The sequence below is a fragment of the Rhodoferax potami genome, from assembly GCF_032193765.1.
Lineage (GTDB): Bacteria > Pseudomonadota > Gammaproteobacteria > Burkholderiales > Burkholderiaceae_C > Allorhodoferax > Allorhodoferax potami.
In genome coordinates this window covers 2,317,751-2,329,966 of record NZ_JAVBIJ010000001.1, presented here as the reverse complement: position 1 = coordinate 2,329,966, position 12,216 = coordinate 2,317,751, and the positions used below count along the sequence as shown (strand labels likewise).

General features: G+C 58.1%; 12 protein-coding genes. 7 read left to right on the top strand and 5 right to left on the bottom strand.

Annotated features, from left to right (window positions below):
• Positions 1–25: 25 nt before the first annotated feature.
• Genes RAE21_RS11125 through epsA form a run of 4 tightly spaced genes read right to left on the bottom strand, consistent with a single transcriptional unit; the run spans position 26 to position 4,433 of the window.
• The gene (locus tag RAE21_RS11125; RefSeq protein WP_313881425.1) at positions 26–1,000 is read right to left on the bottom strand and encodes an EpsD family peptidyl-prolyl cis-trans isomerase; all 975 of its coding nucleotides are present in this window, start codon (positions 998–1,000) and stop codon (positions 26–28) included.
• A gap of 12 nt (positions 1,001–1,012) precedes the next feature.
• Positions 1,013–2,212 carry an XrtB/PEP-CTERM-associated polysaccharide biosynthesis outer membrane protein EpsL gene (gene epsL, locus RAE21_RS11120; protein ID WP_313881424.1) on the bottom strand — a complete coding sequence of 400 codons (1,200 nt, stop codon included), beginning with the start codon at positions 2,210–2,212 and terminating at the stop codon, positions 1,013–1,015.
• Positions 2,213–2,215: 3 nt separating this feature from the next.
• Positions 2,216–3,637 carry an undecaprenyl-phosphate glucose phosphotransferase gene (locus tag RAE21_RS11115; RefSeq protein WP_313881423.1) on the bottom strand — a complete coding sequence of 474 codons (1,422 nt, stop codon included), beginning with the start codon at positions 3,635–3,637 and terminating at the stop codon, positions 2,216–2,218.
• Positions 3,630–4,433: an XrtB/PEP-CTERM-associated transcriptional regulator EpsA gene (gene epsA / locus RAE21_RS11110; RefSeq protein ID WP_313881422.1), complete on the bottom strand. Its 804-nt coding sequence runs from the start codon at positions 4,431–4,433 to the stop codon at positions 3,630–3,632. The genes RAE21_RS11115 and epsA overlap by 8 nt, the downstream gene beginning before the upstream one ends.
• A gap of 330 nt (positions 4,434–4,763) precedes the next feature.
• Here epsA and RAE21_RS11105 point away from each other — a divergent pair, with 330 nt between their 5' ends.
• The 3 genes from RAE21_RS11105 (at position 4,764) to RAE21_RS11095 (ending at position 8,013) form a co-directional block, all read left to right on the top strand.
• On the top strand, positions 4,764–5,867 hold the full coding sequence (locus tag RAE21_RS11105) for a nucleotidyltransferase family protein (protein ID WP_313881421.1): 1,104 nt from the start codon (positions 4,764–4,766) through the stop codon (positions 5,865–5,867).
• Between the two features lie 30 nt (positions 5,868–5,897).
• Positions 5,898–7,346 carry a mannose-1-phosphate guanylyltransferase/mannose-6-phosphate isomerase gene (locus RAE21_RS11100; RefSeq protein ID WP_313881420.1) on the top strand — a complete coding sequence of 483 codons (1,449 nt, stop codon included), beginning with the start codon at positions 5,898–5,900 and terminating at the stop codon, positions 7,344–7,346.
• Between the two features lie 154 nt (positions 7,347–7,500).
• On the top strand, positions 7,501–8,013 hold the full coding sequence (locus tag RAE21_RS11095) for an FxDxF family PEP-CTERM protein (RefSeq protein ID WP_313881419.1): 513 nt from the start codon (positions 7,501–7,503) through the stop codon (positions 8,011–8,013).
• A 77-nt stretch (positions 8,014–8,090) separates the two neighbouring features.
• Here RAE21_RS11095 and RAE21_RS11090 read toward each other — a convergent pair whose 3' ends face one another.
• Positions 8,091–9,020 carry a polyprenyl synthetase family protein gene (locus RAE21_RS11090; protein ID WP_313882698.1) on the bottom strand — a complete coding sequence of 310 codons (930 nt, stop codon included), beginning with the start codon at positions 9,018–9,020 and terminating at the stop codon, positions 8,091–8,093.
• 208 nt (positions 9,021–9,228) lie between these two features.
• On the opposite strand from RAE21_RS11090, the gene rplU reads away from it, so the two are divergent.
• From rplU to proB, 4 genes are all read left to right on the top strand, one after another.
• Positions 9,229–9,540, top strand: a complete 312-nt coding sequence (gene rplU, locus RAE21_RS11085) for a 50S ribosomal protein L21 (RefSeq protein WP_087496570.1) — start codon at positions 9,229–9,231, stop codon at positions 9,538–9,540.
• Between the two features lie 11 nt (positions 9,541–9,551).
• Positions 9,552–9,809 carry a 50S ribosomal protein L27 gene (gene rpmA, locus RAE21_RS11080; protein WP_087496571.1) on the top strand — a complete coding sequence of 86 codons (258 nt, stop codon included), beginning with the start codon at positions 9,552–9,554 and terminating at the stop codon, positions 9,807–9,809.
• A 73-nt stretch (positions 9,810–9,882) separates the two neighbouring features.
• Complete coding sequence (cgtA, locus tag RAE21_RS11075) at positions 9,883–10,971, top strand: Obg family GTPase CgtA (RefSeq protein WP_313881418.1); 1,089 nt, start codon at positions 9,883–9,885, stop codon at positions 10,969–10,971.
• A 79-nt stretch (positions 10,972–11,050) separates the two neighbouring features.
• Positions 11,051–12,187 carry a glutamate 5-kinase gene (gene proB, locus RAE21_RS11070; RefSeq protein WP_313881417.1) on the top strand — a complete coding sequence of 379 codons (1,137 nt, stop codon included), beginning with the start codon at positions 11,051–11,053 and terminating at the stop codon, positions 12,185–12,187.
• The last annotated feature ends 29 nt before the right edge of the window (positions 12,188–12,216 follow it).

The window sequence follows — 12,216 nt, the reverse complement described above, 5'->3', positions numbered from 1 at the left end:
GGCAGATTTACAGGGCCGTGGGGGCTTATTTCAGGCCGGAGATGCCCTTGTCGATGACGGCTTTGGCCTTGTCATCCACAGCGGGGGCCAGCACGGGCTCTGCGGGCACAGCAGGTGCGGTTGCAGCGGCGGGTGCTGGGGCCGTTGCGGGCGCTGCAGCTTTGTCAAACTCACCCATGTAGCTGATTTTGGTATTGCTGCGCAGTTGCTTGAGGTTGGCGGCCACAGCTTCGCCAGCGCGCTGGTTGGTAAGAAACTGCTCAATGCGGGGGAGTGCAGCGGCTTCAGGCACTGCAGACTGCTGGGACGAAACCACCCGCACCATGGTGATGGCCTGGGGTGCCTCGATCACGGTGGATTGGCCGTCTTTGAGGGCGTGGATTTTGGGCAGCACATCCAGCGGAATTTGCTCAGCCGCGCGGGTGGCGCCACCGCCATTGAATTGGATGTTTTTTGCCTTCAAGGCTGCGGCCATTTCTTCGGCACTTTTGCCGGCGGCTACTAGTTCCTTGAGGGTGGCGGCTACGCCGGGAGCGTTGGGCGCCACGATTTCTTGCACATTGAAAATGCGGCGCTCGCTGAACAGCTGGGGGTTGCTGGTGTAGTAGTTTTTGATGTCTTCGGGGCTGGGCTTGGCCACGCCGGCACTCAGTTGCTGGATATAGGCACGGGCCAGGATGTCGCGGCGGGCGGCCTCGATCTGGGACACCACGTCGGGTGAGCGGTTGAGTTTGTTCTCGGTGGCTTGGTCGACAGCGAGTTGTTGGTCGATCAGCTTCTCGAGCACTTCGCGGCTCATGGCTTGCACTTGCTCGGGGTTGGCGCCGCTGGTGTTGGTGCGGCTCAGAACCTGGTTGATCTGGTGCACCGAGATTTCTTCGCTGCCCACTTTGGCGGCTACCTGGGTGGCTACTTTGGTGTCTTTTTTGTCGCCGCAGGCGACCAGGGTCAGGGCGATGGCGGCTGCCAACACGGTGGCGGTAAAGCGTGTGGTGTTCATGGTGCGGTCCGGTTAGTAGGTGAGTTGTGCGGTAAAAAACAGCATGGTGCTGTCGTAATCGAGGTTGGCTTGGTTCACGCCACGGCTGCTTTGTTGCAGGGATGCGCTTAAGGCCAGTTGTTCGTGGGCCTGCCAGTTCACAGACAAGGTGGTGTCACGGGTAATGTCTTGGCGGTTGCTACTGGCAGTGGTGCTGGGGCTGCCCAAGTAGCTGCGCTGTGCCCAGTCGTTTTTCAGGCGCAAGCCGACTTTGGGGCTGATTTGCCAGCCGGCCGACACACTGATTTTGTCTGTGCTGCTGTAGTTACTGTTACTGGCGGCATAGGCGTCGAGCGTGTGGCTGATGCTGGTGCTGAGGCTGGTTTTGCCGGTCAGGGCCCAGTCGACACCGGCGCCGAAATTAAAGCCGTTGTAGTCACGCTGGCCGTAGCGGGGGTGGGTGCGGTTGATGTGGGTCAGGTTAGCGTTGACCGTGCTGCCTGTGCCCATGAGCCAGCGCAGGCGCAGGTCGTTGTCGAGCTGGGTGTATTGGTCGTCAAACGCGCCAGTGTTGGGCACTGCCCGGTTGAGGTAGCTGCCCTTGTTGGTGCGCATCAGGTAGCTCAAAGAGCTGCCGGTAGCAAATTGATACCGCACGCCGCCGTCTATCGCGTTGGTGGTGAAGTCGCTGCCGGTGACCAGACCGGCTTGGTTTTCTTGGCGGGTGGTGCTGGCACCTGCAATCAGGCGCCATGGCCCGTCGAGCGCGTAGCTGGCGTCAAAGCGGGTGGTGGTATCCAGCCGCAGGTTGCGTTGTTTGACGTTGGTGGAGTCCGTAAAACTATTGAGCGTTTCTTTGCGGTCGGTGCTGAATTTGCCGGTCACTTTGGGGGTAATAGCCCATTCCCAAGAAGCGTTGTAGTTGTTGGCGGTGAAGCTGAGGTAGCTGAAATTTTGATAGCTGTAGTCCACCAGGTTCAGGTTGAGGGCCAGCGTTTGCAGGCTCTGGCGGGTGTTGAACCCCAGCCCGACGGTGGTGACGCCGATGGTTTCAGCAGCACTGCTTTTGCCGATGGTGTTTTGCAGGTTGGCGCTGGAGGGCAGGCGAAAGAGGTTGCTGTCGGTCTGCACTGAGTAGCCCGCGCTCAGGGTCAGCGGGTCTTGCTGAGAGAAAACCGGGGCCGAGCCCAGCAGTGCCAGGCTGGCTGGCAAGAGAAGGTAATGGCTGCGCATGGATTAATAGGCCTGTTGGTCTTTGGCCACCAAGCGCACGGTGCGCAAGATGATATGAATGTCCAGCCGGAGTGACCAGTTGCGGAGGTAGTCAAGGTCGTAGTCGATGCGGCCTTGCATTTTGTCGAGGGTGTCGGTTTCACCGCGGTAGCCGTTGACCTGCGCCCAGCCGGTGATGCCGGGTTTGACCTTGTGGCGGACCATGTAGCCTTTGATGAGTTTGCGGTACAGCTCGTTGTGTGCCACCGCATGAGGGCGGGGGCCCACAATGCTCATGCGGCCTTGCAGCACGTTGATGAACTGGGGCAACTCGTCGAGCGAGGTCTTACGCAAAAAAGCGCCCAAGGGCGTGATGCGGCTGTCGTTTTTGGTAGCTTGGGTGACAACGCCGTCGTCCTCGGTCACGCTCATGGAGCGGAACTTGTAGACCAGAATCTCTTCGCCATCTAGGCCGTAGCGGCGCTGCTTGAAGATGATGGGCCCGGGCGAGGTGAATTTGACCGCAGCAGCAATCGCCAATAGCACCGGCGCAATCAAGATCAAGATACCCATCGAAAACACGATGTCGCTCAGGCGTTTGACGATGCCGTTGGTCCCGCGGAATGGGGTTTCGCAGACCGAGATCACAGGCATGCCGCATACTGCGCCGGGCTGACCCTGGATCAGGTCGGTAACAAACATGTCAGGCACAAAGTAAATGGATGCCGTGGTGTCTTTGAGCTCATCTAGCACTTGCAGGATCCGGGGCTGGGAGGCCATCGGGAGCGACAAGTAAATAACCTGGATGCGGTTGCATTTGGCCAGGGTGGCGAGCTCATCGAGTTTGCCGAGCAGGGGGACGGGGGCGCTGGCGTTCAGGCGGTCAGTGCTGCGGCTGTCGACAAAGCCGGCGAGCTCCACCCTGGAGTAAGGGGAGCTTTTGAGCTTTTCGGCAAGGGCCAGGCCTTGTTCGTTCATGCCGACGATCAAGGCGCGTTGCTTGGGGCCTTGCAGGCTGATGATGATGGGGGCAGCAATGCGCAGGCCGAAGGTGAGTGCAATTTCGGTAGCCGGGGCCGCCCACAACCATGCGGTGAGGGCTTGCAGGTCGAACTGGCGGATGTAGCCGGTGGCGTAGCCGGTGAGCCCAAGCAGGACTGCGATCCAGACCCAGTTGAGGCAGATGTCGAGCACGCTGCCCGACTTGCTGGCTTGCAAGCGGGGCTCGCCGGGAAAGGTGAGTGCGAACGCGAGCACGGCGAGCAGCAGGTAGGCGGGGGGCACGCTGCCCTCGAACCAATACGCCAGCACCCAAAGTGAGCCGACCAGCGCGGTGGGGCAGAGGCAGGTCTCCAGGATGCCGAGCAGGTTGTCACGGCCCATGGAGGCGTGTTCGGTGCTGCGGTTGAACTCTGCCGCTGAAAAAGTAATGTGAGCCTTAGACATGGTTGACCCATGCCCGGAATTTGCCCACGGCTTGGGCGCGGTTAGAGACGTCGAGTTTTTTGAAAACACGCTGCATGTGGTTTTTGACGGTGAACGCGCTGATGTCGAGGATGCTGCCGATTTCGGGGTTGGTTTTGCCCAGTGCGACCCATTTCAGGATTTCGGCTTCGCGCTCGGTGAGGACATCGGGCTCGGGTATTTTTGTTTCTGCTGCCGGGTTGGCAGGGGCTGACGAGCTGACACCGGACTGGTGCGGCAGGTGTTCGACTTGGCGCAGCGCGGTATCTATATAGGGCAGAACCATGGCCATGGCGTTTCGCTCGAGGTCGGTGAACTGCTTGCGGGCGCTGAACACGACATAGACGCAGTCATGGCTGCCACGCTCATCGGTAATGCCGTGGATGGTGGCACTGCGCATTTTGAGCAATGCGCCGCCCAGAGCGCTCTTCAGGCCAAACTCGTCCAGCGAGAAGCCGGAATCGCCGGCATTGAGGCTGAACGGCTTTTTGCCGAACTCAGCCCAGCGGTTGAACAAGCTCACCATGAGCGGCGACAAAAACTCTGACTGCGCTGCATGCGAGCGCACGCCGGACAGGGCGGAGATGATGTCGTGCTGCACATGGCCGCTGCTGAAATCACCCCAGGCTGCGATCAGGATGTCATGTGGCAGGTACTTCTGCATGTCTCCCTGCAGCCAGATGAGCATGTCGAAATGGCTGCGCACCTCCACCGAGTGGGTGACCACGCGGTGGTAGTGATGGAGATCCTCGGTAGAGAGCGAGGGCAACAAAGACATTTTTTGTAACTAAATAACCGAGGGTTATTGCTAGGGTGACAGCGAAGCCGCGATGTTACGTAGTCCAAATGACTAGGCCTATCCCCCAAATGGGTGAATCCACTACTTTTTGACAATTGAAGTTCGTTCGGCGTGAAAAAAGTCACACTTGCCCAGAGAATTTTGGTTTTTGTGTACGCTTTGTATCGTTCCGGTATCGCCTTTTTAGGTACCAGATGTGGGCTGAGAGTGCGCAATTGGGGTCGAAAGAGCTATACCTGAGCCAGTACACTTTTAGGCTGTGAAACACGCGCTTTGTGGAGCGGGTTACATCAGATCACGGGAGTAAAAATGGCAAAAGGAATGATCCTGGCTGCAGGCCAAGGCACACGGGTCCGCCCGCTGACCAAAGACTTGCCCAAACCGATGGTGCCTATTTTGGGCAAGCCGGTGATGGAATATTTGATCGAGCATTTGGCGCGGCATGGCATCCGCGAAATCATCATCAACGTGGCGTACCACCACCAGCGGATTGAGCAGTACTTTGGCGATGGCAGTCGCTGGGGTGTGGAGATCGCTTATTCCTACGAAGGGGTGCGCGAGCATGGCGATATATTGCCGCGCCCCATGGGCTCGGCTGGCGGCATGCGTCGGATTCAGGATTTCAGTGGTTTTTTTGACGAAACCACTTTGGTGCTGTGCGGGGATGCGCTGATCGACCTCGACATCACCGCAGCGATTGCCGAGCACAAAGCCAAAGGCGCGCTGGCCAGCGTGGTGGCCCTCGAGGTGCCGCTGCAAGAGGTGCAAAACTACGGCATGGTTGTTGCGGATGAGGATGGGCGGATTCGCTCGTTTCAGGAGAAGCCCAAGCCGGAGGATGCCAAGTCCACCTTGGCCAGCACCGGCATCTACATTTTTGAGCCCGAGATCCTGGATAAAGTGCCCAAGGACACGATGTACGACATCGGCTCGGAGCTGTTCCCGCGACTTGCGCAGGATGGATCGCCGTTTTATGTACAGAACCGGCCGTTTCACTGGATTGATATCGGCCGGGTGAGCGACTATTGGACGGTGTTGCAGCGGGTTTTGAAGGGCGAGGTGGAAAACATGCCGATGCCCGGCAAACAAGTGCAGCCCGGTGTGTGGGTGGGCCTGAACACCAGCATTCCGTGGGGCAAAGTCAAGATTGAGGGACCGGTGTACATCGGCTCCAGCGTAAAGATTGAAGAGGGAGCCACCATCGTCGGGCCGGCCTGGATCGGGCACGGTAGTGTGATCCGCTCAGGGGCAAGGATTACCCGGGGCATTTTGTTTGAGTACACCCGGATTGCACCGGATATGCATTTCCACGAAATGATTGTTTCGCGCTTGTATTGCGTGAACCGCTATGGCGAGACGCTGTATGCCGGCGATGACACCTCGCGCCTGCGCTGGGGCGATGCCCGCGCTTGATCTTGATTTTTGACTTGTGAAGGATTTGTGATGTTGATTCAACCCGTGGTTTTGTCGGGCGGCTCCGGCACCCGTTTGTGGCCTTTGTCCCGCGAGAAGTACCCCAAGCAATTGTTGCCTTTGATTGGCGAAGATTCGCTGTTGCAAGCCACTGTGCGCCGCGTCGAGGGGATTGCCGGTGTGGAGCTGGCCGCTCCGATGGTGGTGTGCAACGAGGAATACCGTTTTGTGATCGCCGAGCAGATGCGCCTGATGGGCAAGCCGGGGACGGTGGTGTTGGAGCCTTTGGGGCGAAATACGGCTCCAGCCCTCACCATTGCTGCGCACGCCGCTATTAAAAACGGAGCGGACCCGGTGCTGCTGGTGATGCCGGCAGACCACGTGATCATGGATGGCGCGGCTTTCCGTGTCGCGGTGGTGAAGGGCGCGCAGTTGGCGCAAGCGGGTGCGGTGGTGACTTTTGGCATCACCCCGGATGCCCCTGAAACAGGCTACGGCTACATCCAGTCGGGCGCAGATTTTGGTACAGATGGCGCCAAGCAGATTGCACGCTTTGTGGAAAAGCCCGATTTGCAAACCGCGCTGGCGTACCTGGATGAGGGCACGTACTCTTGGAACAGCGGCTTGTTCATGATGAAGGCGTCGGTGTGGTTGGCGGCCATGGAGCGCTGCCGCCCTGATATTGCTCAAGCCTGCGCTACGGCTTGGAGCGAGGGGCGTGCAGACGGTGAGTTTATGCGTGTAGGCAAAGAGGCTTTCAGTGCGTGCCCCAGTGACTCGATTGACTACGCCGTGATGGAGCGGCTCGCGGGCCAAGGCGGTGCGGTGCTTGATGGCCTGCCCACGGGGGTGGTCATTCCCTTGTCTGCCGGTTGGTCGGACGTAGGGGCGTGGGAGGCTTTATGGAACGTGCTCCCCAAGGACGATGCCGGCAATGTGGCGCAGGGCGATGTGTTGATGCAAGACAGTCGCAACACCTTAGCTTTGTCGGAGGGGCGGTTGATTGCCTGCGTGGGCGTGGACGATTTGATTGTGGTCGAGACCGCGGATGCGATTCTGGTCGCCCACAAAAACAAAACCCAGGACGTGAAGAAAATTGTGGACCGCTTGAAACAAGCCGGCCGCAGTGAGGGTCAGGCGCACCGCAAGGTGTTCCGCCCGTGGGGCTGGTACGACAGCATTGACCATGGTGAGCGCTTCCAAGTGAAGCGGATCGTGGTCAAGCCGGGGGCTGCTTTGTCATTGCAAATGCACCATCACCGCGCCGAGCATTGGATTGTGGTGAGCGGCACAGCCAAGGTGACGGTCGGTGACAAGACCCTGTTGCTGTCGGAAAACGAGTCGACTTACATCCCCCTGGGCACGACCCACCGCCTGGAAAATCCGGGCAAGCTCGCTCTGGAAATGATCGAAGTGCAGTCGGGCAGCTATCTGGGTGAAGACGACATTGTGCGGTTCGAGGACGTGTACGGTCGCTGATGCTGCTGAGGGTCAAAAAGTGTGACTTTTTTCACGCTTTTGACCATCTTGTAGTCGGATCGGACTATCGATAGATTGGCGGATGTTTTTGATAATGGGCTTGCGAGCAGCGGCAAATTCTGTCGCTGACGCAATCAACATTACAGGGATAAACATGAACTTCACAAAAACTAGCGTGGCTTTGGCCATTGCTGTGTCCGCCTTGGCAGCTGGCTCCGCACAAGCTGCAACTTTCAATGCTGGCACGATCGGAAAGACTTCGAAATCGTTCATCCATACACCAGGCTCCTTTGAAGACACTATCAACTTCTCTATCGCAGCTCCTTCGAATCTGACGGCTGCTGCGACGAGCCTGACGCTGTCTTTTGCATCGTTCACCTTTTTGGATATCGCCAATTTGACCGTGAACTTGTGGAACAACAGTCACCCTAACGGCAGCGTCAACTACGGCTCGTTTGCTGGCAATGGCACCGGTTACACCTTCAACCTGCCGACTGCTGGCAACTACCACATCGACATCAAGGGCGTTGCGACTGGCATCAACGGTGGTACTTACGGTGTTGCCTTGAGCGCAGCACCTGTTCCAGAACCAGAAACCTACGCCATGCTGTTGGCCGGTTTGGGCGTGATGGGTGCCATCGCCCGCCGCCGCAAGCAAGCTGCTTAATTAGTACGCGCGCTTCATGTAAAAAGGGTCTGTCTTCTGACAGGCCCTTTTTACATGGTGGGTGCGTTGAGCGCAGCTCAGTGGTTGCGCTCCAGCAGTTGGCTGGCGAGGCTGACCAAGCAAGCGGAATATGCATTGGTAGGCAATTGTTTGGCCGCCGCAATGGCGCGCTCAGCTTCGATGCGGGCGGACGCTTTTGCAATATCGAGTGCGCCGGTTTTGTGCACGATAGCTACCACGGCGTCTAGCATGCTGATGTCGCCAGTTTCAATCGCAGTTTGAATGGTGGCGCGCTCTGCGTCGGTGCCGCGCTGCATGGCGGCAATCAGGGGGAGGGTGGTTTTGCCTTCGCGCAAATCGTCGCCAAGGTTTTTGCCCATGACAGCGGCGTCGCCCGCGTAGTCGAGCACATCGTCAATCACTTGAAACGCAGTGCCCATGGCCTGGCCGTATTCGGCGCAGGCGTCCTCCTGTGCAGGTGTGCCGCCCGACAAAATGGCGCCCACACGAGCGCTGGCCTCAAAAAGTTTGGCAGTTTTGGAGCGGATGACTTGCAGGTAGCCGGCTTCATCGAGCGCGGCGTTGTGCATGTTCATGAGCTGCATCACCTCGCCTTCTGAAATGATGTTGGTGGCATCGGCAAGTACCTGCATGATCCGCATGCTTTGGGCTTCAACCATCATCTGGAAAGCGCGCGAGTACAAAAAGTCGCCCACCAGCACGCTGGCAGGGTTGCCAAACCTTGCGTTCGCGGTGGGGGCGCCGCGGCGCAGCTCGGATTCGTCCACCACATCATCATGTAGCAGGGTGGCGGTGTGAATGAACTCGACCACAGCCGCCATGTTGAAGCGCTGGGTGCCTGTGTATCCCAAAGCTCCGCAGCACAGCAGCAGCAGGGCGGGACGCAGGCGCTTTCCACCGGCAGAAATGATGTATTGAGATACGCTGCCCACCAAGGGTACGCCGGAGTCCAATCTGTGAGCGATGACCCCGTCAACTTCGCGCATGTCGGGTTCGACGATGGAGAGCCCCGTCGAAGAAGCAGGAGTAGAGACTTGCAAGGCGTTAGACCGGTTTGTTTTGGTGGATTATAGGGACGCCCGATAGGGCTTGCTCTGCGCTGTTTTGTGCTGCTTTGACGAATTACAAGTAAATGTTATACTCCTAGGCTCTGTAAAAATTCATTTGCAGAATTTCCTAGTCGAAGAGGTCAACATGTACGCGGTCATAAAAACCGGCGGCAAGCAATATCGTGTTGCTGCTGGCGAAAAAATTAAAGTAGAACAGATTGCTGCGGACGTAGGCCAAGAGATCGTGATCGACCAGGTTCTGGCAGTCGGAAACGGCGCTGAACTGAAAGTCGGCACACCCTTGGTGTCCGGTGCGACCGTTACGGTCACAGTAATTTCCCACGGAAAGCACGACAAAGTGCGTATCTTCAAGATGCGTCGTCGTAAGCACTACCAGAAACGTCAAGGTCACCGTCAGCAGTTCACCGAACTGCAAATCGGCGCGATCAAGGCTTAAAGGAATAGGTCATGGCACAGAAAAAAGGCGGCGGCTCTACGCGCAACGGACGTGATTCCAAGCCAAAGATGCTCGGTGTGAAGGCTTTCGGCGGTGAGTTGATCAGCGCTGGTTCCATCATCGTGCGTCAACGCGGTACCAAGTTCCACGCTGGCGACAACGTCGGCATGGGCGTGGACCACACTCTGTTTGCACTGGTGGACGGCAAAGTGTCGTTCGCAGTCAAGGGTGCGTTGAACAAGCACACAGTGAGCATCACTGCAGCGTAATCTGCACTGGCTCCCCCGAGAAACCCTGCGCCTTCCGCGCGGGGTTTTTCATTTCTAACCTCGGTGTACGACCATGAAGTTTGTTGACGAAGCCTACATTGATATCTCCGCGGGAGACGGTGGCGCGGGTTGCGTTTCCTTCCGGCATGAGAAGTACAAAGAATTCGGCGGCCCCAACGGGGGAGACGGTGGCCGCGGCGGCCACGTGTTCGCAGTGGCGGACCCCAACCTGAATACCCTGGTGGACTACCGCTTTGCCCGTCGCTACGATGCCAAGCGCGGCGAGCACGGCATGGGCTCCGACATGTTCGGTGCAGCTGGTGATGACATCACCCTCAAAATGCCGGTCGGGACCATCATTACCGACGCCGAAACCGGCGAAGTGCTGTTTGAGCTGCTGCAGCCGGGCGAGGTAATCACCATCGCCAAAGGCGGTGACGGCGGCTTTGGGAACATGCGTTTTAAAAGCGCAATTAACCGGGCACCACGTCAAAAAACTCCGGGCTGGCCTGGCGAAAAACGCAACCTGAAGCTAGAGCTCAAGGTGCTGGCCGATGTCGGCCTGCTGGGTATGCCCAATGCGGGCAAATCCACCTTCATTTCAGCGGTATCGAATGCGCGCCCGCGTATTGCCGACTACCCCTTCACCACACTGCACCCCAACCTAGGTGTGGTGCGCGTCGGCCCCGAGCAGAGCTTTGTCGTAGCCGATTTGCCCGGTTTGATTGAAGGCGCTGCCGAGGGTGCAGGCCTTGGACATCAGTTTTTGCGGCATTTGCAGCGCACCCGCTTGCTCTTACACGTGATCGATATGGCGCCTTTTGATGAAGGTGTGGATACCGTTGCGCAAGCGAAAGCCATCGTCAATGAGCTTAAGAAATACGACGAAGAGTTGTACAAAAAGCCCCGCTGGCTGGTGCTGAACAAATTGGACATGATCCCCACGGATGACAGGGTTGCGTTGATCAAAGACTTTGTCAAACGCTACAAGTTCAAAGGACCGGTGTTCGAGATTTCTGCGCTGACCCGTGAGGGTTGCGAGCCTCTGATCAAAGAAATTTACAAGCACATCAAGGCACAGCAGATCGCCGAGATGCCGCACGTCGAGATCGATCCGCGATTTGCGCCGGGATCGACAGATTCAGACGCGCCGACGGAGTAATTCTGATCTTCGGATCCTTTGGTTATTGCTACGATATTTATAGCTTCTCACGCATATTCGATTAGGGCTACAGGCATCAATGAATCAAAAATTCAGCTCATCTGTTCTTCGTGATGCACGCCGTGTCGTGGTCAAGGTCGGCTCCAGTCTGGTCACCAATGATGGCCGCGGTTTGGATGAGCAGGCTATCGGTGAGTGGTGCCGCCAATTGGCACATTTGATTCGTGATGGCCGTGAGGTCATCATGGTGTCGAGCGGCGCCATTGCCGAAGGCATGAAGCGTCTGGGCTGGGCAACCCGGCCGAAAGCGGTGCAGGAGTTGCAAGCGGCTGCGGCCGTGGGTCAGATGGGCTTGGCTCAGATGTACGAGACCAAGCTCCGCGCTAACGACTTGGGCAGTGCCCAGGTGTTGTTGACCCACGCCGATCTTGCCGACCGTGAGCGCTACTTGAATGCCCGATCGACCTTGCTGACACTGTTGAAGCTGGGCGTTGTGCCGGTGATCAACGAGAACGACACAGTTGTCAACGATGAGATCAAGTTCGGCGATAACGACACCTTGGGTGCTCTGGTGGCCAATTTGGTGGAGGCGGATGCCTTGGTCATCCTCACCGACCAAAAAGGCCTGTTTACCGCGGATCCCCGCAAAGACCCTGCCGCCACTTTCGTAAGCGAAGCGAAGGCTGGGGACCCCGCCTTGGAGTTGATGGCCGGCGGTGCCGGTAGCAGCATTGGCCGTGGTGGGATGCTGACCAAGATTTTGGCGGCTAAGCGGGCTGCTGGTTCTGGAGCGTCGACCGTGATTGCCTGGGGGCGTGAGCCAGATGCCTTGATCCGTCTGACGCAGGGCGATGCGATTGGCACCTTGCTGATTGCCCAGACCCAAAAGAACCAGGCCCGTAAGCAGTGGATGGCCGACCATCTGCAGATGCGCGGCGCCGTGGTGGTGGATGCCGGTGCAGCTGCCAAAGTGCGGGATGAAGGCAAGAGCTTGCTGCCTATTGGCATGCTGCAGGTTGAAGGCAAGTTTTCGCGTGGCGATGTGATCGCCGTGCGCGACGAAACCGGCCTCGAGATCGCCCGTGGACTGGCCAACTACGCCAGTGCCGAAGCCCGTCTGCTGTGCCGCAAGCCTTCTGCAGAGTTTGAGCGCCTGCTCGGTTACGCAGCAGAGCCCGAAATGGTCCACCGCGACAACCTGGTGCTCACCCGTTAAGGGGCAAGTCTGCCCCGGCTGGCTGGTGC

Bases quoted from the DNA above. Each gene is read 5' to 3' on its own strand.
- RAE21_RS11125 (WP_313881425.1), bottom strand. From the start codon at position 1,000: ATGAACACCACACGCTTTACCGCCACCGTGTTGGCAGCCGCCATCGCC.
- epsL (WP_313881424.1), bottom strand. From the start codon at position 2,212: ATGCGCAGCCATTACCTTCTCTTGCCAGCCAGCCTGGCACTGCTGGGC.
- RAE21_RS11115 (WP_313881423.1), bottom strand. From the start codon at position 3,637: ATGTCTAAGGCTCACATTACTTTTTCAGCGGCAGAGTTCAACCGCAGC.
- epsA (WP_313881422.1), bottom strand. From the start codon at position 4,433: ATGTCTTTGTTGCCCTCGCTCTCTACCGAGGATCTCCATCACTACCAC.
- RAE21_RS11105 (WP_313881421.1), top strand. From the start codon at position 4,764: ATGGCAAAAGGAATGATCCTGGCTGCAGGCCAAGGCACACGGGTCCGC.
- RAE21_RS11100 (WP_313881420.1), top strand. From the start codon at position 5,898: ATGTTGATTCAACCCGTGGTTTTGTCGGGCGGCTCCGGCACCCGTTTG.
- RAE21_RS11095 (WP_313881419.1), top strand. From the start codon at position 7,501: ATGAACTTCACAAAAACTAGCGTGGCTTTGGCCATTGCTGTGTCCGCC.
- RAE21_RS11090 (WP_313882698.1), bottom strand. From the start codon at position 9,020: ATGCGCGAAGTTGACGGGGTCATCGCTCACAGATTGGACTCCGGCGTA.
- rplU (WP_087496570.1), top strand. From the start codon at position 9,229: ATGTACGCGGTCATAAAAACCGGCGGCAAGCAATATCGTGTTGCTGCT.
- rpmA (WP_087496571.1), top strand. From the start codon at position 9,552: ATGGCACAGAAAAAAGGCGGCGGCTCTACGCGCAACGGACGTGATTCC.
- cgtA (WP_313881418.1), top strand. From the start codon at position 9,883: ATGAAGTTTGTTGACGAAGCCTACATTGATATCTCCGCGGGAGACGGT.
- proB (WP_313881417.1), top strand. From the start codon at position 11,051: ATGAATCAAAAATTCAGCTCATCTGTTCTTCGTGATGCACGCCGTGTC.